Annotated in this window: 17 protein-coding genes; 4 read left to right on the top strand and 13 right to left on the bottom strand. The window is 28.1% G+C overall.

The window, feature by feature from the left end; genetic code table 11:
• Positions 1-58 precede the first annotated feature (58 nt).
• The 3 genes from BVAF_RS00080 to dnaN form a co-directional block, all read right to left on the bottom strand.
• Positions 59-481: an Hsp20 family protein gene (locus BVAF_RS00080; RefSeq protein WP_013516356.1), complete on the bottom strand. Its 423-nt coding sequence runs from the start codon at positions 479-481 to the stop codon at positions 59-61.
• Between the two features lie 235 nt (positions 482-716).
• Positions 717-3,143 (bottom strand): DNA topoisomerase (ATP-hydrolyzing) subunit B, encoded by a 2,427-nt coding sequence (gyrB, locus tag BVAF_RS00075; RefSeq protein ID WP_013516355.1) that lies wholly within the window; start codon positions 3,141-3,143, stop codon positions 717-719.
• Positions 3,144-3,512: 369 nt separating this feature from the next.
• A complete protein-coding gene (gene dnaN / locus BVAF_RS00070; protein WP_013516354.1) occupies positions 3,513-4,622 on the bottom strand; it encodes a DNA polymerase III subunit beta in 1,110 nt (369 codons plus the stop codon).
• A gap of 222 nt (positions 4,623-4,844) precedes the next feature.
• Here dnaN and rpmH point away from each other — a divergent pair, with 222 nt between their 5' ends.
• The 4 genes from rpmH to mnmE all read left to right on the top strand — a co-directional run bounded on the left by rpmH (position 4,845) and on the right by mnmE (position 8,844).
• Complete coding sequence (rpmH, locus tag BVAF_RS03175) at positions 4,845-4,985, top strand: 50S ribosomal protein L34 (protein ID WP_013516353.1); 141 nt, start codon at positions 4,845-4,847, stop codon at positions 4,983-4,985.
• A 51-nt stretch (positions 4,986-5,036) separates the two neighbouring features.
• Entirely contained in the window at positions 5,037-5,384 is a 348-nt protein-coding gene (gene rnpA, locus BVAF_RS00065) for a ribonuclease P protein component (RefSeq protein ID WP_013516352.1), read from the top strand.
• Entirely contained in the window at positions 5,363-7,315 is a 1,953-nt protein-coding gene (gene yidC / locus BVAF_RS00060) for a membrane protein insertase YidC (RefSeq protein ID WP_013516351.1), read from the top strand. The genes rnpA and yidC overlap by 22 nt, the downstream gene beginning before the upstream one ends.
• Before the next feature lie 104 nt (positions 7,316-7,419).
• Complete coding sequence (gene mnmE / locus BVAF_RS00055) at positions 7,420-8,844, top strand: tRNA uridine-5-carboxymethylaminomethyl(34) synthesis GTPase MnmE (protein ID WP_013516350.1); 1,425 nt, start codon at positions 7,420-7,422, stop codon at positions 8,842-8,844.
• A gap of 69 nt (positions 8,845-8,913) precedes the next feature.
• On the opposite strand, the gene glmU is transcribed toward mnmE, so the two are convergent.
• The 10 genes from glmU to mnmG form a co-directional block, all read right to left on the bottom strand.
• On the bottom strand, positions 8,914-10,302 hold the full coding sequence (gene glmU / locus BVAF_RS00050) for a bifunctional UDP-N-acetylglucosamine diphosphorylase/glucosamine-1-phosphate N-acetyltransferase GlmU (protein WP_420021775.1): 1,389 nt from the start codon (positions 10,300-10,302) through the stop codon (positions 8,914-8,916).
• 201 nt (positions 10,303-10,503) lie between these two features.
• Positions 10,504-10,923, bottom strand: coding sequence for a F0F1 ATP synthase subunit epsilon (locus BVAF_RS00045; RefSeq protein WP_013516348.1), 420 nt, complete (start codon positions 10,921-10,923; stop codon positions 10,504-10,506).
• A 64-nt stretch (positions 10,924-10,987) separates the two neighbouring features.
• Entirely contained in the window at positions 10,988-12,385 is a 1,398-nt protein-coding gene (atpD, locus tag BVAF_RS00040) for a F0F1 ATP synthase subunit beta (RefSeq protein ID WP_044026141.1), read from the bottom strand.
• Positions 12,386-12,417: 32 nt separating this feature from the next.
• The gene (gene atpG, locus BVAF_RS00035) at positions 12,418-13,293 is read right to left on the bottom strand and encodes a F0F1 ATP synthase subunit gamma (RefSeq protein WP_013516346.1); all 876 of its coding nucleotides are present in this window, start codon (positions 13,291-13,293) and stop codon (positions 12,418-12,420) included.
• Between the two features lie 10 nt (positions 13,294-13,303).
• On the bottom strand, positions 13,304-14,845 hold the full coding sequence (gene atpA / locus BVAF_RS00030) for a F0F1 ATP synthase subunit alpha (RefSeq protein WP_013516345.1): 1,542 nt from the start codon (positions 14,843-14,845) through the stop codon (positions 13,304-13,306).
• A gap of 43 nt (positions 14,846-14,888) precedes the next feature.
• Positions 14,889-15,428: a F0F1 ATP synthase subunit delta gene (locus BVAF_RS00025; protein ID WP_013516344.1), complete on the bottom strand. Its 540-nt coding sequence runs from the start codon at positions 15,426-15,428 to the stop codon at positions 14,889-14,891.
• On the bottom strand, positions 15,429-15,914 hold the full coding sequence (locus BVAF_RS00020; RefSeq protein ID WP_013516343.1) for a F0F1 ATP synthase subunit B: 486 nt from the start codon (positions 15,912-15,914) through the stop codon (positions 15,429-15,431).
• A gap of 89 nt (positions 15,915-16,003) precedes the next feature.
• Positions 16,004-16,243: a F0F1 ATP synthase subunit C gene (atpE, locus tag BVAF_RS00015; RefSeq protein WP_013516342.1), complete on the bottom strand. Its 240-nt coding sequence runs from the start codon at positions 16,241-16,243 to the stop codon at positions 16,004-16,006.
• Positions 16,244-16,331: 88 nt separating this feature from the next.
• Positions 16,332-17,156 (bottom strand): F0F1 ATP synthase subunit A, encoded by an 825-nt coding sequence (atpB, locus tag BVAF_RS00010; protein WP_013516341.1) that lies wholly within the window; start codon positions 17,154-17,156, stop codon positions 16,332-16,334.
• A gap of 495 nt (positions 17,157-17,651) precedes the next feature.
• Positions 17,652-19,562, bottom strand: coding sequence for a tRNA uridine-5-carboxymethylaminomethyl(34) synthesis enzyme MnmG (gene mnmG, locus BVAF_RS00005; protein WP_013516340.1), 1,911 nt, complete (start codon positions 19,560-19,562; stop codon positions 17,652-17,654).

Genomic DNA, 19,562 nt, shown 5'->3' with positions numbered 1-19,562 from the left:
GAAAAATCTGAAGTATACAATAGCTGAGTCTGCTAAAAAAGTGCAAATTAGTATATTTTTACTTAATTTCTATATGCTTTGGTTTAAGAATATCTGGTAATACTCTAGTTAAATGTATATACAAAATACCTCGATCTAATTTAGCTCCAGTAATTTGAATATGTTCAGCTAATTGGAATTTTCTTTCAAAATCATGATCAGTAATTCCTTGATATAAATAATTCTTAGAATCTGAATTAGAATTACTATCATTTCTAGTGTGAATACCTTTTACAATTAACATATTATCATGAGTAGTAATATCTAATTCATCACTTGAAAATCCAGCCACTACAATAGAAATGCAATATTTATGTTCACTAACTAATTCAACATTATAAGCAGGATAATTACCATTACTTTGCCCTACCTCTAAAAAATTTACTAATCTATCAAATCCTATAACAGATCCATATAATGGTGAAAAATCAAAATTATGCATAAAAACCTCTCTTCTAAATATATTTTAAATCAAACACACCACTCCCCACCTTTACACTACTAAAGCCCATTTTAACATATACCTATATGTTTAACAATTTTTATTTATACTATTATGTAACTATGATATTCCTCCTCTGTACTCTATTATAAAGACTCATAATATACAAAGATAACATTCACACTTTGTGGTGAATTTTTGTTTTAATATAGAAAAACTCTCTTTCAATAATGTATTAATAATCTACATTCGTAGCCTTTAATGCATTAGCTTCTATAAACGCACGTCTAGGCTCTACTAAATCTCCCATCAAAGTAGAAAATAAATTATCCGCTTCTATTGCATCCTTTACCGTCACACGCAACATACATCTATTTTGAGGATTCATAGTAGTCTCCCACAATTGATCTGGATTCATTTCTCCTAACCCTTTATAACGCTGAATAATCAACCCTTTTCTCGATTGTTGCATAAGCCATTCAATTGCTTGATTAAAAGAATTTATATTTTTATGACAATCTTCATACTCAATATATCCATTAGACAATAGCAACTCATTCATCTTTTTTCCAAAAGATACTAACTTTCCATATTCATAACTTTGAATTAAATCTAACCCTAACAAATAATCTCTATCTACACCATAAGTCCTTATCCGTAAAATAGGCACAAAATACTTCTCCTTAATATTTTTTTGTATAACAAAACTATAATCATTACCATCTCCATATTCTTGAAATCGGCTTAATGATTCAACTAGCGATTGAATCCATATTTCTACATCTGAATAAACTAAACATTGTTCTGTAGATAAAACAGGATGATAAATTAATCTATTTAATAAAACTTTTGGAAATTGACGTTCCATTCTTACAATAATCTTTTGTATGACAAAATACTCTAAAATTAACTTTTTTAACATTTTTTCAGATAACGGAAAAGTATCATTGACATCTAAATACAGCCGAGCATGACGAGCGGCAATAGATATTTGATATTGATACATTTCTTCTTCATCTTTTAAATATTTTGATTGAATACCCTTTTGAACTTTATACAAAGGAGGTTGTGCTATAAATATATGTCCTCTTTCAATAATTTCAGGCATATGTCGATAAAAAAAAGTTAATAATAAAGTACGGATATGTGCTCCGTCTACATCTGCATCGGTCATTAAAATAATACTATGATAACGCAATTTATTTAAATTATACTCGTTTTGACCTATGCCACAACCCAATGCGGTAATTAAAGTCATTACTTCTTGAGAAGACAACATTTTATCAAATCTAGCTTTTTCTACATTTAATATTTTTCCTTTTAATGGCAATATTGCCTGATTTTTACGATTTCTACCTTGTTTTGCTGATCCTCCAGCAGAATCTCCTTCTACTAAATACAATTCAGAATACCTTGGGTTCTTTTCTTGACAATCAGATAATTTTCCAGGTAAGATAGAAAAATCCGATAATCCTTTCCTTCTGCTCAAATCTCTAACTTTTCTTGCCGATTCTCGAGCACGGGCCGCACTAATTACCTTTCCTATAATATTTTTAGAATCAATTGGATTCTCAAGAAAAAATTCCATTAATTTTTCATAAATCAAGGATTCAACAGCAGGCTTTACCTCTGATGAAACCAACTTCTCTTTAGTTTGAGAAGAAAACTTAGGATTTTGTATTTTAACAGATAAAACAGCAACAAGCCCCTCTCTGGCATCCTCTCCAAGAGTAATAATTTTAGTTTTTTTATTATTATATCCTTCCTTATCTATATAAAAATGCATGGTACGTGTAATTGCAGACTTTAACCCTGATAAATGGGTGCCACCATCCCTTTGTGGAATATTATTAGTAAAAGAATAAATTCTTTCTTGAAAAGAATCATTCCATTGTAAAGCAACTTCCACATTAACTTCCCCTTTATTTCCCATACAATAAAATATATTAGAATGAATTGGTGATTTATTAATATTTAAATATTTTATAAATTCTTTAATTCCTCCATTACAACAAAAAACTTCCTCTTTACCATTACGCTCGTCACATAAAACAATTGATACTCCAGCATTTAAAAATGATAATTCTTGAAAACGTCGAGCTAAAACAGCATACTGAAATTCAATCTTATTTGTAAATATTTGAAAATTTGGCCAAAAACGTATAGTGGTGCCACTTTTATTACTATCTCCTACTATAGACAAAGGCGACTTCGGCTTACCAAAAAAATAAATCTGTTTATAAATTTTCAAATCTCTTTCAATAATCAATTCTAATTTTTCAGATAATGCATTTACCACTGAAACTCCTACTCCATGCAAACCTCCTGATACTTTATAACTATTATTATCAAATTTACCTCCAGCATGTAATACGGTCATAATAACTTCTGCTGCAGATATGCCCTCTTCCTCATGTAAGCCAGTAGGAATCCCCCGACCATCATCTTGAATAGAAACTGAATTATCCTGATGAATAATTACTACTATTTTTTGACAATACCCTGCAATAGCTTCATCAATAGAATTATCCACAACTTCAAATACCATATGATGTAACCCAGTTCCATCATCAGTATCTCCAATATACATACCAGGTCGCTTTCTAACTGCATCTAAACCTTTTAAAATTTTAATACTAGAAGAATCATAAGAACTTAACATATTTTTTCCTTGTTACTTTATTCATAAACATATAAAAACTTATATGAACAGATATCATAATTTGATATACACGCACTATTATTTATAATAATATCTAAATACAAAAACACCGTCCTTTTTATTAAAATATACAATCTATATAAATATTATTACATTTCTATATTCGTACGCTTAAATACTCAAATTTATACATCACAATTGACATCTATATTCTACTAATATTAGTATAATTAATATATTGACATTATATAATAATAATTTGCATATATACCTTCTATATATATCTATAATACATAGATCCAACAATAAAAATATCAAAAAATAAATTAATCATATACCCCTATACCCTGATACGTATTAACACACATCTCATGCTCTAACAGGCATTACAACATAAGTTGCTTCATAAAATTTAGGAATTCCTTCAATTTTCACACTGGATACTGGATCCGTCAAAAAAAATTTTAAAGTTTTAGAATCTATTACATTAATTATATCTAATATATAATCTACGTTAAAAGATATCCCAATATTTTCATTATCGTACAATATCTCTAAAATCTCTTCTGAAGTTTCTTGTTTAAAATTATTTGCCGTTATTTTCAACTGGTCATGCATTAAATTAAAATGAACGACTCTAAGTTTTTCATTAGATAAAATAGAAACTCGTTTTAATGCCTGCTTTAATATAATACGATCAACCTCAAAAAATAATTTTAGATTATTCGTCAAAACTCTTTTATAATTTGGAAATACAGAATCAATTAATTTAGAATGAACAATATAATTATCAATTTTCACACAAATTCGATTATCATAAATTTTTATTTTAACCAAATTCTTTGTATAATTTAACAAACGTAAAATTTCCACTATTCCTTGTCGTGGTATAATTATGGAATGCGATGATGATAACGTATCCGCAGTTATTTCACACATTGCTAACCGGTGCCCGTCAGTTGCTACAACACGAACAACCTTATCTTCAATTTCAAAAAAAATACCATTTAAGTAATGACGAGCATCACGATATCCCATAGCAAATTGAGTTAATTCAATTATTTTTTTAAACATCAATTGTGATATAATTACATTAAATTCACAATCAACTTTCAATGTTTCTACATTAGGAAAATCTGAAGCAGGTAAAGTAGATAAAACAAAGCTACTACACCCAGAATTTACAAGCAGTTTGTTATTTTCTAATTTTATAAAAATTTTAGCACATGCCGATAAATTACGAAAAATCTCATACAATTTAATACCCGATACAGTAACCGACCTAAAAACATATCTTTTCTCTAAAAAAACATGAGCTATAATTTCTACCTCTAAATTCGTAACAATTAAAATCAAACAATTATTATTAATTTCTAACAATATATGTTTTAAAATAGGTAATCTTGGTCTATTACTAACAACAGAAATAATTTTCTGCAAAATTGGATATAAAGATTGCCTTTCAACACAAAAAGTCATAATTATGATTGATTAGTATCGTTTTTTAACTTAATATACGCCCGTTATTTATTTGATCGCATACATAACAAACACTATCATATCATAAATATGATATAATAATATTTATTTTTGAAGTAGGGTTTTCATTGAAATATGATTGACTTTCTTAATTTTATTTTATATAATTAAGTTTTAGTTAAAAAATATAGGTATATATCAACTAAAGATATAGTGACATGTATGAAACGTACCTTTCAACCTTCTATATTAAAACGAAACCGAACTCATGGATTTAGAATTAGAATGTCTACTAAAAATGGAAGACATATAATATCAAGACGAAGATCCAAGGGTCGGATTAGATTATCGACATCTTCTTAAAAATTTTAAGAATCTCAAACATATTTCTATCAGAAATGAATAAAATTCAAAATGAATAGAATCCGTTTATCAAAACAAACAAAATTATTAAATTCTAAAGAATTCTTCTCTGTTTTTAAAGCAAAAAAAATTATTAAATCAAATGGTATACTTTTATTTAGTCGACCTAATCAATTAGGATTTCCTAGAATAGGATTAGCTATTTCAAAAAAATATATCAACCGAGCGCATGACCGAAATACAATTAAACGACACGCACGAGAAACCTTTCGAATACTTCAACATAACTTATTAAATTTAGATTTTGTATTAACTATTTATTCAAAAAAAATTCTTTATTTAAAACATAACAATTTAAATGAAGAATTTAAAAAACTATGGAAGCAACACGAATACTAATAACAAAATTAATAATATGGTTAATACGCGCATACCAAATAACAATTAGCCCTATATTAGGGCATCATTGCCGTTTCTCCATAACATGTTCACAATACGGAATTAATTCCATACTTCAATTTGGAATATTAAAAGGTATTTGGAAAATATGTATTCGTATTTTACAATGCCACCCTTTAAATTTTAAAAAAAATAAAAATTACCACTCCTTTCAACATGAAAAAACTAAGGATATAGTGAATATGGATTCACAACGCAATTTTTTTATTGGAATTTTTTTAATCATTTCATTTATATTATGGCAAACATGGGAAATTGAGCATTACTATCAAAAAACTCATTTAAATAATTTAAAAGATAACTATACAAATTCATACCTAAATTCTAAAATATCATCTTCTACACCACCAAACAACATACAAAAAAATATTGTTCATTCAGAAAATAAAGATATAATCACAGTGCAAACCGATGTTTTTTTATTAAAAATCAATAAATATGGAGGAAATATTGAAGACGCTTATCTTCTAAAATATTTAGACAATTTAAATTCTCAACAACCATTGCGATTATTAAATTCATCAAAAAAATATCAATACCAAACTTACAGCGAATTAACAACAAACACAAATCTTTCAAATGAAGAAAATCAATGTAAAAAATTTTTATATACTGATATAAATAATCAAAACAAATATATTCTTAAAAATAACAAAAATACACTCCAATTTACTTTAATGCATTACGACCCCAACGGTATTATTTACACTAAACAATACCTATTTCATAGAAACAATTACTTTATCACCATAAATCATACTATAGATAATACTAGTATTCATTCCATATATACTAGAATACTTGGCAATTTAGTACAATCACAATATTACTTACCGATTCCATTAAAAAATAATAAAAATAAAATATACTTATCTTCCGAATACGAAGGATCTGCATACTCTACCAATAAAGAAAAATATCAAAAATATAGCTTTAATGATATGAAGCACAATAATTTAAATATTCACAGTATAGGAGGATGGGTTGCATTATTACAAAAATATTTCGTAGTAGCATGGTTACCTATCACCCCCGTTAATAACGTTTTTCACACTACTTACATTGATGATCATTATATGTCTATAGGATTTCAATCTGATTTGATACAGATTCCACCTGGACAAAAAAAGGAATTTCAAACAATTTTATGGATTGGACCTAAAATTCAAGACCATATTAAATCAACAATAGCTCCAAATTTAAATTTAGTTATTGATTATGGCTGGTTCTGGTTTATTTCCCAACCATTATTTAAATTATTACAATTAATTCACAACTATATAAATAATTGGGGAGTATCAATCATATTAATCACAATAATAATCCGAATTATTATGTATCCCCTCACAAAAGCGCAATATACCTCTATGGCAAAAATGCGTATGTTACAACCAAAACTTGTTTTAATACAAGAAAAATATAAACATAATAAATATCAATGTCATCAAAAAACTATAGAACTATACAAAAAAGAAAAAGTTAACCCACTAGGAGGATGTTTGCCTTTATTAATACAAATGCCAATTTTTTTAGCGTTATATTATATGCTATCAAATTCAGTTGAATTAAGACACGCCAAATTTATGCTATGGATTAACGATTTATCTACACAAGATCCTTATTATATTTTACCAATTATTATGGGCATAACTATGCTTTTAATACAAAAATTAGCCCCAACCACTATCACTGACCCAACACAAAAAAAAATCATGACAATTATGTTAACAGCTTTTACTGTATTTTTTCTATGGTTTCCATCAGGATTGGTGTTATATTATATCATTAGTAACGTTATTACTATTATTCAACAACACATTATTTACCATGGATTATCAAAAAAAAATAATATGAACATACATAGATCATAAAGTAATAATAATTATATGTATACTGAATCAAAATATTAAACTTTTAAATACTAAAAAATAATCGATTATACCATAATTATTATACCCATATATAAAACATTATTATGAAATATTATTCTGATACAATTGCTGCTATTTCTACTCCAATAGGAAGAGGTGGTATTGGAATTATACGTATATCCGGCGAATTAATACCGGAAATTGCTTTAGAATTATTAGGAAAAGTACCTAAACCTAGAACAGCAGAATACTTACCATTTCGAGATAAACAAGGATCTACAATAGAAAAAGTAATTACATTGTTTTTCCCAAAACCCCATTCCTTTACAGGAGAAAATATATTAGAAATACACGGGCACGGAGGATATATAATATTAAATATATTATTAAGTCGTATTTTAGAAATATCTTCTAAAATACGACTAGCTAATCCTGGAGAATTCACCGAAAGAGCATTTTTAAATAACAAAATAGATCTTATTCAAGCTGAATCAATAGCTGATATTATTGACGCTACTTCCTATCAAGCCGCTAAGGCAGCATACAATTCTTTACAAGGGTTCTTCTCTAATCAAATTCACAATATTTTAGATAAAATCATATATTGTCGTATGCATGTTGAATCAACTATTGATTTTTCAGATCAAGACATTGACACTATCTCATACAACAAAATAAAAAAAATTCTGAAAAATATAATCACAGAAACAGACAAAATATATAAATCAGCATATTCTGGCTCTTTATTACGAGATGGAATAAAAATAATAATCGCAGGAAAACCTAATGCTGGAAAATCTAGTTTATTTAATGCACTCATAAACCTTGACCGTGCTATTATTAGTTCAATACCTGGAACTACACGGGATACTTTATATGAAACTATTCAATTAAACGGGATAACATTTCATATTACGGATACTGCAGGATTACAAGAACATAGTACTAATGAAATTGAACTTATTGGAATAAAACGCGCAAAAAATGAATTAAAATTAGCTGATCACATTTTATGGGTTGTAGATTCTAGTTCTTGCTCCAATAAATATGATGATATGTTACTTCCTTTACAAAAAACTCTTCCAAATATAAATAAAAAAACGACTATTACAATTATACGAAACAAATCTGATTTAAGTTTAGAAAAAAACGGGATCTATATAATAAATGGATATACATGCATAACTTTATCTGCATTATTAAACTCTGGAATAGACTTACTAAAAAAATATCTTTATAACAATACCAAACATAAAATACAACATTATACACTACCCCATTCTATTGAAGAAAATCAAAACAATTTTATTGCTCGACAAAGACATTTGAACATAATTAAAAACGCTTATCAATATCTATTATCTGCTCAAAAACAACTAAACCACTACTACTGTGGAGTAACCATCATTAATGATCGTTTTGCTGAAGATTTAAGATACGCCCACGATGAACTGAATAAAATATTTGGAAAATCTACTCCTGATAATTTATTAAAAAAAATTTTTAGTTCATTTTGCATTGGAAAATAATTTTTAAATAAAATTAATTGTATTCGTCATTTACCACAATGGTATATAGCACATCATTTAATTATGACTTTATTTTTTATCAGTATATTTTTTATTTGAAATAGAAAATTGCTGTATTCTGCTAATAACTGTCTTTCCTTCTTCTACATTTTTAGTTACCGTAGTACCAGCTCCAATAATCGCACTCTTTCCAATTCTAATAGGAGCAATTAACTGACTATCAGATCCAATAAAAACATCATCTTCAATATAAGTTTGATGTTTTTTTATACCATCATAATTGCAAATAATAGTTCCCGCTCCTATATTAACTTGATTTCCTATTTGAGCATCACCTAAATAACTAAGATGGCCAACTTTTGATTTTTTACCTAATTGCACATTTTTTAATTCAACAAAATTTCCTATATATGTTTTTTCTCCTAATTGTGTATTTGGTCTTAATCGAGAAAACGGACCAATTTTACTTGCAAAACTTATTTTAGAATTCTCTATAAAAGAAAATGGACAAATAATAACATCATCTCCAATTTCTACATTTTTTAATATACAACCTGCTCCAATTTTAACTCGATTTCCTAAAGACACGCATCCTTCAATAATCACATTAACATCAATATACACATCCTTTCCACACACTAAAGTTCCTCTTAAATCAAATCTATACGGATCTAATATAACTACTCCTGATTTTACAAAATTATATGCCTGATTTTTCTGATATATTCGTTCTACCTTAATTAAATCCAGTTTACTATTTATTCCAATAATTTCAAACTCATCAATTGGATTAATAGTATTAATTCTATATTTATTTTGATAAGCAATCTTAAAAATATCAGTCAAATACAATTCATTTTTTACATTATTATTTTGTACTATTCCCACCCAATTTTTTATATATTTTGAAACAGAAATAAAAATTCCAGAATTAATTTCTGTAATTTTTCTATGATTATCATTAACAATATCAGAATCTTCTTTAATATCAATTACCTGTCCAAATTCATTACGTATTATCCTTCCATACCCTGTGGGATCATTAACATTAGCTGTCAATAGCGCAATATCACTTTCCAATTTAACGCTCAATAATTTTTTTAAAGTCCTACTAGATATCAAAGGCACGTCACCATATAAAACTAAAATTTCAGAATCTTCATACAACATGGGAAGAACTTTCTGTACTGCATGTCCTGTTCCTTTAGGAATGCCTTGAAATACCCAAGAAATAGATATATTTTTATCATTTATACAAATTGAATTAACAAACATATCTTTCTTACAACTATATACTACATATATAGACAGTTGGATATCCAATTCACACACAGAATCAATTAAATGCTGTAACATAGATTTGCCGGCTATTTTATGCATAACCTTTGGAATATCCGATAGCATTCTTTCTCCATACCCAGCAGCAAGAATAATAACATTAAAATTTTTATTCCACACAGTACACATACTTAAATTTACAATATAATTTCATATATAATATATATACATAACACACAGTTAAAAACCAAATTATAATTCATTGCTACCATTATGATCAGTAGCATTACAAACAAATAAATCACTTTATACTAAAAAACTAAAAACACACTTTACAAATTTTAACTTTTTAATTACCAATATTGTATATAAATAATTACACTATTTTTTTAATAACTCAATCAATCTCAGTTGAGCAATAGCTTTAGATATTTCTGTAGAAATTTTAATATAATCCACGCCTCTACTAGTCATATTTTTAATTTTTTCTTCTGCTAAACGCTTAGATTCCTGGGCTTTCTTTTCATCTAAATCTTCTGCTCTAATTGCCATATCTGCTAATATAATCACTATATTAGGTTGCACTTCAAGTATTCCTCCTGATAAATACATATACTCTTCGGAATTACATAATTTAGAAATTTTTAAAATCCCAGGTTTAATGAAAGTAATAAACGGAGAATGACCAGGGTAAATCCCCATTTCCCCTTCTACCCCCATAACTTGAATCTTATTAATGATTCCATCAAACAATTTTTTTTCAACAGAAACAACATGTAATTGAAAATTATAAGTAATCATTTCTTATAATACCTACGGTACCATATACATGATAAATAATATTATAAAAATAAAAAATTTAAAACTAAAGTTTTTTACTCTTTTCTATAGCTTCATTAATAGATCCAACCATGTAAAATGACTGTTCTGGCAAATCATCATACTTCCCATCTATAATTCCTTTAAATCCTAAAATAGTATCCTGTAAAGAAACATAAGATCCAGAAAATCCGGTAAACACTTCAGCTACAAAAAATGGCTGCGATAAAAATCTCTGAATTTTTCTAGATCTTAATACTATTAATTTATCTGATTCAGATAATTCATCCATTCCTAAAATTGCAATAATATCCTTTAACTCTTGATAACGCTGTAAAATAGATCTCACAGCATTAGCAACATCATAATGCTCTTGACCTACAATAAATGGATCTAATTGTTGACTATGAGAATCCAAGGGGTCAACTGCAGGATATATGCCAAGAGCAGCGATTTGACGGCTAAGCACTATAGTAGCATCTAAATGTGCAAAAGTAGTAGTAGGAGATGGATCAGTTAAATCATCTGCAGGCACATATATCGCCTGAACAGAAGTAATAGCACCAGATTTAGTAGAAGCAATACGCTCTTGCAGCATACCCATCTCTTCAGATAACGTAGATTGATATCCTACTGCAGATGGCACTCTTCCCAACAAAGCAGATACTTCAGTACCTGCTAAAGTATATCGATATATATTATCTATAAATAACAATACATTATACCCATCATCTCTAAACTTTTCAGCTATAGTAAGACCCGTTAAAGCTACACGAAACCTATTTCCAGGAGGTTCATTCATTTGCCCATATACTAAAGCAACTTTATTAATAATATCAGAATGTATCATTTCATGATAAAAATCATTACCTTCACGAGTACGTTCTCCTACCCCAACAAATACTGAATAACCAGAATGCTCTACAGCTATATTTCGAATTAATTCCATAATATTAACAGTTTTACCAACGCCTGCACCACCAAACAATCCTATCTTGCCCCCTTTAATAAAAGGACACATTAAATCTATAACCTTAATTCCAGTAACCAACAATTCCTGGTTTGTTGATAATTCATGATACAATGGAGAAAATTGATGAATAGATCTTCTTTCAATTGTTTTGATAGAACCTTTTTTATCTATCGGCTCCCCTAGCACATTCATAATTCTTCCTAATGTTTCTTTCCCTACTGGTACTTCAATACAACGCTTTAAATTACCTACTATTAAACCCCTACACAATCCATCTGTACTTCCCATAGCAATACAACGAACCACCCCTCCTCCTAACTGCTGCTCTACTTCTAAAATTATTTTTTTTTCATTTTTTAAATTATTATTAACACATACTTCTAATGCATGATACAAATTAGGAACTTCATTTTGATTGAACTCTACATCAACCACTGCTCCAATAATTTGAATTATTTTCCCAACACTCACACTCATACAGCTATACCTTAATAATGTTATGTTTATACTACAGAAGCTCCTGAAATAATTTCAGTAAGTTCTTGAGTAATTTTTGATTGTCTAATCTTATTATAAAATAATTTTAAATCTTGAATAAGAGTTTCTCCATTATCCGAAGCAACTTTCATTGCCATCATACGAGCAGACTGTTCACTAGCTAAATTTTCAACCACCCCTTGATATATTTTTGATTCAATATACCTATTTAATAAAATATCCAATAATGTTTTTGGATCAGGTTCGTATAAATAATCCCAATATCGATTAACTACTTCAGTTTTATTTGAATCAGGCAGAGGAAGAATCGGTAAAATTTGACACATTTGAGGAGTATAAGTTAACGTATTAACAAACTTATTGTAAATTACATATAACAAATCTATTTGATTATTACAATATAATTTTAACATTATTCTAACTGATCCAATTAAATCAGAAATTTTAGGAACGTCTCCTATTCCAGAAACATAACTAACTATCATATTAGAATTAATACTATTGAAAAAAGAAGCAGCCTTTGTTCCAATAACAGCAAGCTTAATTGTTATATTTAATTCATTCCATTTTTTTATATCATTTAACAACATTCTAAACAAATTAATATTTAATCCACCAGCTAATCCTCGATCACTAGATACAACCCAATATCCAACAGACTTTATTTTTCTTTCTATCAAATACATATGTTTATATTCTAATTTTCCTAATACAATATGATTAATTACTCTTTGAATATTTTCTAAATACGGCTGACTAATCAATATAAGCTTTTGAGCTTTGTACATTTTTGATGCAGAAATCATTTCCATCGCTTTAGCAAGTTTTTGTATATTCCTAATACTTTTTATTTTTAATCGTACTTCTTGAAGACTAGACATTTTATTGTAATTAATTAAATTGATTTAATTTAAAATCTTGTAAAATTCTTTTAAAATTACTCTCAATAGTACTATCATATAACCCATTTATATTAATATGTTTAATTAATTCCGATTCAGTTCGCATAAAGTACGATACTAATTCAAATTCAAATCTACCAATTTTAGATAACTCAATATCATCTAAATAACCAAAAATTACTGCAAATAAAACTAAAGATTGACATGCGATAGATATAGGGTGATATTGCTTTTGTTTTAATAATTCAGTTACTTTTTGTCCATGATGTAATTGTTTTCTAGTTGAACTATCTAATTCGGAAGAAAATTGTGAAAAAGCAGCTAATTCTCTATATTGAGCTAAAGCAGTTCTAATGCCTCCCGATAAAGTTTTCATAATATTAGTTTGAGCAGCACCCCCAACTCTTGATACAGAAATTCCTGGATTAACCGCAGGACGAATACCAGCATTAAACAAATAAGACTCTAAGAAGATTTGACCATCAGTTATAGAAATAACATTAGTTGGGATAAATGCAGATACGTCACCAGCTTGAGTCTCAATGATAGGCAAAGCAGTTAAAGATCCTGTTTTACCCATAACTCTGCCCTCAGTATTATGTTCAATATAATTCACATTAACTTTAGCTGATCTTTCTAACAAACGGGAATGTAAATAAAATATATCTCCTGGATACGCTTCTCTACCTGGTGGTCTTTTTAAAAGTAAAGAAATCTGACGATACGCTATAGCTTGCTTAGATAAATCATCATATACAATCAACGCATCCTCCCCGTGATTTCTGAAATATTCACCCATTGCGCATCCAGCATATGGAGCCAAATATTGCAACACAGCAGATTCAGATGCTGAAGCTAAAATCACAATAGTATTACCTAATGCATTATGTTCTTCCAATTTTTTTACTACATTAGCAACAGTTGTTGCTTTTTGGCCAATAGCAACATAAATACATTTTACTCCACTAAAACGTTGATTAATAATAGTATCTATCGCTAATGCAGATTTCCCTGTTTGTCTATCTCCTATAATCAATTCACGCTGACCCTTACCTATAGGTATCATAGAATCAATAGCTTTATAACCAGTTTGAATAGGTTCACTAATTGATTGCCTATCAATAACTCCTGGCGCTTTAGATTCTATAGGATAATAACAAGAACAATTTACTGCACCCTTATTATCTATAGGAATACCCAAGGCATTTACTACTCTTCCCAATAATTCCTTACCTACTGGAACTTTTAAAATATCCCCCGTACATTTAGTTAACATTCCTTCAGAGATATTCTCATAAGACCCCAATACTACAGCTCCTACAGAATTTCGTTCTAAATTTAATGCAACAGCAAATTTATGTTCTGGCAAAGCAATCATTTCACCTTGCATCACATTAGACAATCCATATATATGAATGACTCCATCCCTTACAGTAGTAATAGTACCTTCATTTCGTATCTCAACTTCAATATTATATTGTTTGATACGACGTTTTATTAATTCACTAATCTCATTCGAATTTAATTGCATAAATTTTTATACCATAAAAAATATATATTAAAATATGAAATAATCAAAATTGCAATACATCCCGTAAACGCAATATTCGGCCTTTCACACTCCCATCAATTACAACATCTTCTATACGAATTATTATACCCCCAATAATATTTGGGCATATAGAACATTCTATTTTTACCATTTTAGATAAATAATTTGTCATGCATGTAGAAATTTTTTGAATTTGAGCAATATGTAATTTTGTAGCTGAAATTACTTTTACTGCTATAACATTCATATATATATCATTTAAACTATTAAATTGTTCAAGAATAACTGGAAACAATAATACTCTATTATTTTCTGAAACAATACGTACAAAATTCTTACTAAAAAAATCTAATTTTTCATAACATTCACAAATATTAATAAAAATTTCAAATATTTGTTGAGAAGACAACAATCTATAACATAAAGATTTAATGACAAAATTTTGACTAACCTTTGAGAACAATTCAAGCAATGTTTTCCAATAAATTATATTATTTTGCTCTGTAGCTAAACTGAATACAGCTTTAGCATAAACATACGCTATAGTCTTTTCAAAAAACATTCAATCCTCATTCAATAACGTTTGCACTACAGCATGAATATAATCATCAGAGATAATATTACTAATTGATCTATTGTCAACAATCTTTTCTACACCTTCCATGATAAATTGCCCAATTTTTTTTCTTAATTCATCAGCAACACGTTTTCTTTCTTGATCGATTTGAGCTTTTGCTTTACATACAATCTTACTAAATTCTTGATGAGCTTCTTGTTGAGCATCATGTAATATTTGAGATTTACATTTATATGCATGTTTAATAATTTCTTCAGATTTTATTCGAGCTTTCCTTAAACAAATCTCCGCCTCATTATGCATAAGCTTGCATTTTATTTCTGATTGTTTAATGTTTTCTAAACTATCAGAAATTTTTCTCCGACGTTTTTCAATAATCAACATTAACGGAGACCATACATATCTCATACAAAACCATACAAAAAAAATAAACGAAACTGACTGACCTAATATTGTTGCGTTCAAATTCACAGCATCAAACCTAATTTAAAATAAAAAAACAAAAACTTATATATATAAAAAATTATATACACAATAATATAAAATATAATACATTAAAATCAAACCACTGCAAACATAACATATAAACCCAGTCCTACAGTAATCATAGGAATTGCATCAACTAATCCCATCACAATAAAAAACTGAGTACGAAGTATAGGAATTAAATCAGGTTGTCGAGCAGCCCCTTCTAAAAATTTACTTCCTAAAATACCAATTCCGACAGCAGCTCCAATAGCCGCCAATCCCATCATTATCGCCGCAGCGATATACAACATATCAAAATTTAAATTTTCCATACAATAATGATTACCTCTTCTTATTATCTTATATTTTATCAATAAAGTCTGTACTATTTTTTTATTTTAAAACTACACTTTCAAAAAATTACGATTTAAAATGTATCTGTGTTATCGACAAATAAATAATTGTCAATACCATAAAAATAAAAGCTTGCAAAAAAATAATTAAAATATGAAAAATAGCCCATGGAACACTTAACACCCATTGACACCACCAAGGCAATAAAGCAGTTATTAATACAAAAATCAATTCACCAGAATACATATTTCCAAATAATCTCAAACTTAACGATATTGGTTTAGATAATAAACTAATGACTTCCAGAACAAAATTTATCGGTATACATAAAACACTATTGAAAGGATGATACATTAGTTCTGCGCACAACCCAGTAATACCACTAGTTTTGATATTATAAAATAACATTAAAACAAATATATTTAAAGCCATTGAACAAGTGATATTGATATCAGCGGACGGCACTATTCTCAATGAAGAAAATCCAAAAACACGATCAGCTATATATGGAAAAAAATCTATAGGAATTAAATCCATAGAATTCATTAAAACAATCCAAATAAAAATTGTCATCGATAAAGGAGAAATTAGTTTGTTTTTTGAACCATGGAACATATCTTTAACATGCTGATCAATAAATAAGATTATTAATTCTATAAATGTTTGCATTTTTCCTGGAGTACCATAAGTAGCGAATTGCACTATATAACTGCAAATCATTAAAAATGATGTACATAATAATATTGAAAAAAACAAAGAATCCACATTTAATATCCAAAACGATGATGCATTTACTTCTGATCCTACCCAATGCCAATATCTCAAATCAAATTGTAAATGATGAAGATGATGTGTAATATATTGTTGTGTAGAATTTTTAATTTCTAACATAATCTATTCTCTAAACTCCTACTAAATTGCATTAAATATAATTTAAAAAACTAATATATTTATCTTTTATATAATCTTTATTACAAACACATTCATATTTAAATATATAGATATATAAAATACTTATATATCTTTCTCTCTGAATTTATAAAAACATTACATTACTTTAAATATTTAAAGCAATACAAATCTTACCTAAATTTGAAAATCTTATTTAACAAATCAACTAATTATTTAACAATTAATACATAATTCTGATGTTTAAAAATAAAAATTACATTAAATAATAAAATAGGACTGTGTTAGTAATATACTACCCTCATTTTATAATAATTTTAATCAATATAATTCAAACATTATTAAAACTCTTACTACACTAAGAAAATAATAAATATCTGATATTATAAATTATTTCAATATAAACCCAAAAAAACCATTCTTCATTATCTACACAAAGGCTCAAATAAAATTATATAATAACACATACATAATATATTATACGCTATTAATATTATTCTTTTTTTTAAGTAAACCTTTCTTTTTTAACCACACTAATAAAATAGAAATAGCCACAGGGGTAATTCCTGAAATTCTAGAAGCTTGTCCTACAGAGTAAGGTCTACAATAATTTAGCTTCTCTACCACCTCTGTAGATAATCCAACAATATTATTATAATTGATATCAAAAGGTAATAAAGTATCTTCATTACGCAAATTTCTATCAATTTCCTCTTTTTGACGATTCAAATAGCCTGCATACTTAATCTGAATCTCAATTTGTTCATATACTTGATTATCTGATATAACTGGTTTAAAAGTACTCAATTGGGACAAAGTAGCGTAATTTATTTCCGGTCTTTTTAATAAATCTTCTCCATTCACCTTATTCATTAAAGGAACCTTTAAAATGCTATTTAATTTAATAATATCTGTAGTATTTGGAAAAATATAAGTATTGCGAAATCTTTGAAATTCCCTTTCAATATTTTCTTGTTTCACACAAAAAATTCTCCATCTATTATCAGTAATTAATCCAAGCTGTCGGGCAATATCAGTTAATCTTAAATCAGCATTATCTTCTCTTAAAGATAAACGATATTCTGCTCTAGATGTAAACATACGATACGGTTCTGTAGTACCATGGGTACATAAATCATCTACTAATACTCCCAAATACGACTGATCTCGTTTCGGATACCATTCTGTTTTATTTTGCGCATACCTAGCCGCATTAATACCAGACAATAATCCTTGTGCTGCTGCTTCTTCATAACCAGTAGTGCCATTAATTTGACCAGATAAAAATAAACCTGAAATAAATTTACTTTCTAATGTTAACTTTAAATCTATAGGATTAAAAAAATCATATTCAATCGCATATCCAGGTCTTAATATACGAGCATTTTCTAACCCTTTAATAGATTGAATGATTTGTATTTGAACGTTGAATGGTAAACTAGTAGCAACACCATTTAAGTATATTTCTGATGTAGTCAACCCCTCAGGTTCTAAAAAAATTTGATGTGTATCTTTATCTGGAAAACGTATTACCTTATCTTCAATAGATGGACAATAACGAGGTGGAATCCCATTTATCAATCCTGCATACACAGGACTATGATGTAAATTAGATCTAATTATATCATGTGTTTTACTATTTGTATGTGTAATATAACACGGAATTTGTTTAGGATGTTGTTTTGACGATCCTATAAAAGAAAAAACAGGAATAGGACAATCACTATGCTGCTCGACCATACACTCAAAATTAACTCCCTTAGCATATATCCTAGGAGAAGTTCCAGTTTTCAGTCTATTCACTTTTAAAGATAATTCTTGTAATCTTCGTGACAATAACGATGATGATTCTAAATCCCCTGCTCTTCCTCCTTCAAAATTATTCATTCCAATATAAATTTTGCCATTAAGAAAAGTACCTGTTGTTAAGATCACAGATCTTGCAAAAATCTTCATTTCTATATTTGGAATAATCACCCCCATAACTTTATTGTGTCTAATAATTACATCCTCTACAGACGCCTGTAAAATATATAAATAACTTTGATCTTCTAAAGATTGCCGTATAATTTGTTTATATAAAATCTTATCTGCTTGTGCTCTTGTCGATTTAACTGCAGCGCCTTTACTACTGTTTAATATTCTAAATTGAATTCCAGATCGATCAATAGCATTAGCCATTATTCCACCCATTGCATCTATTTCTTTTACTAAATGACCCTTACCAATTCCACCGATTGATGGATTACACGACATCTGTCCTAGAGTATCAATATTATGTGTAATCAATAAAGTATGACACTTTAACTGAGATGCCGCTAATGCTGCTTCCGTACCAGCATGACCACCTCCTACAACAATAACATCAAAATTAGTTAAATAAGACAT

Origin of the sequence: Candidatus Blochmanniella vafra str. BVAF, assembly GCF_000185985.2 — a bacterium.
Taxonomy (GTDB): Bacteria; Pseudomonadota; Gammaproteobacteria; order Enterobacterales; family Enterobacteriaceae; genus Blochmanniella; species Blochmanniella vafra.
The sequence above is the reverse complement of the archived record's forward strand: the minus strand, read 5'-3'. Positions and strand labels throughout refer to the sequence as shown.

Excerpts from the sequence above, each read along its gene's own strand:
- BVAF_RS00080 (WP_013516356.1), bottom strand. The coding sequence starts at position 481 with ATGCATAATTTTGATTTTTCACCATTATATGGATCTGTTATAGGATTT.
- gyrB (WP_013516355.1), bottom strand. The coding sequence starts at position 3,143 with ATGTTAAGTTCTTATGATTCTTCTAGTATTAAAATTTTAAAAGGTTTA.
- dnaN (WP_013516354.1), bottom strand. The coding sequence starts at position 4,622 with ATGACTTTTTGTGTTGAAAGGCAATCTTTATATCCAATTTTGCAGAAA.
- rpmH (WP_013516353.1), top strand. The coding sequence starts at position 4,845 with ATGAAACGTACCTTTCAACCTTCTATATTAAAACGAAACCGAACTCAT.
- rnpA (WP_013516352.1), top strand. The coding sequence starts at position 5,037 with ATGAATAGAATCCGTTTATCAAAACAAACAAAATTATTAAATTCTAAA.
- yidC (WP_013516351.1), top strand. The coding sequence starts at position 5,363 with ATGGAAGCAACACGAATACTAATAACAAAATTAATAATATGGTTAATA.
- mnmE (WP_013516350.1), top strand. The coding sequence starts at position 7,420 with ATGAAATATTATTCTGATACAATTGCTGCTATTTCTACTCCAATAGGA.
- BVAF_RS00045 (WP_013516348.1), bottom strand. The coding sequence starts at position 10,923 with ATGATTACTTATAATTTTCAATTACATGTTGTTTCTGTTGAAAAAAAA.
- atpG (WP_013516346.1), bottom strand. The coding sequence starts at position 13,293 with ATGTCTAGTCTTCAAGAAGTACGATTAAAAATAAAAAGTATTAGGAAT.
- atpA (WP_013516345.1), bottom strand. The coding sequence starts at position 14,845 with ATGCAATTAAATTCGAATGAGATTAGTGAATTAATAAAACGTCGTATC.
- BVAF_RS00025 (WP_013516344.1), bottom strand. The coding sequence starts at position 15,428 with ATGTTTTTTGAAAAGACTATAGCGTATGTTTATGCTAAAGCTGTATTC.
- atpE (WP_013516342.1), bottom strand. The coding sequence starts at position 16,243 with ATGGAAAATTTAAATTTTGATATGTTGTATATCGCTGCGGCGATAATG.
- atpB (WP_013516341.1), bottom strand. The coding sequence starts at position 17,156 with ATGTTAGAAATTAAAAATTCTACACAACAATATATTACACATCATCTT.
- mnmG (WP_013516340.1), bottom strand. The coding sequence starts at position 19,562 with ATGTCTTATTTAACTAATTTTGATGTTATTGTTGTAGGAGGTGGTCAT.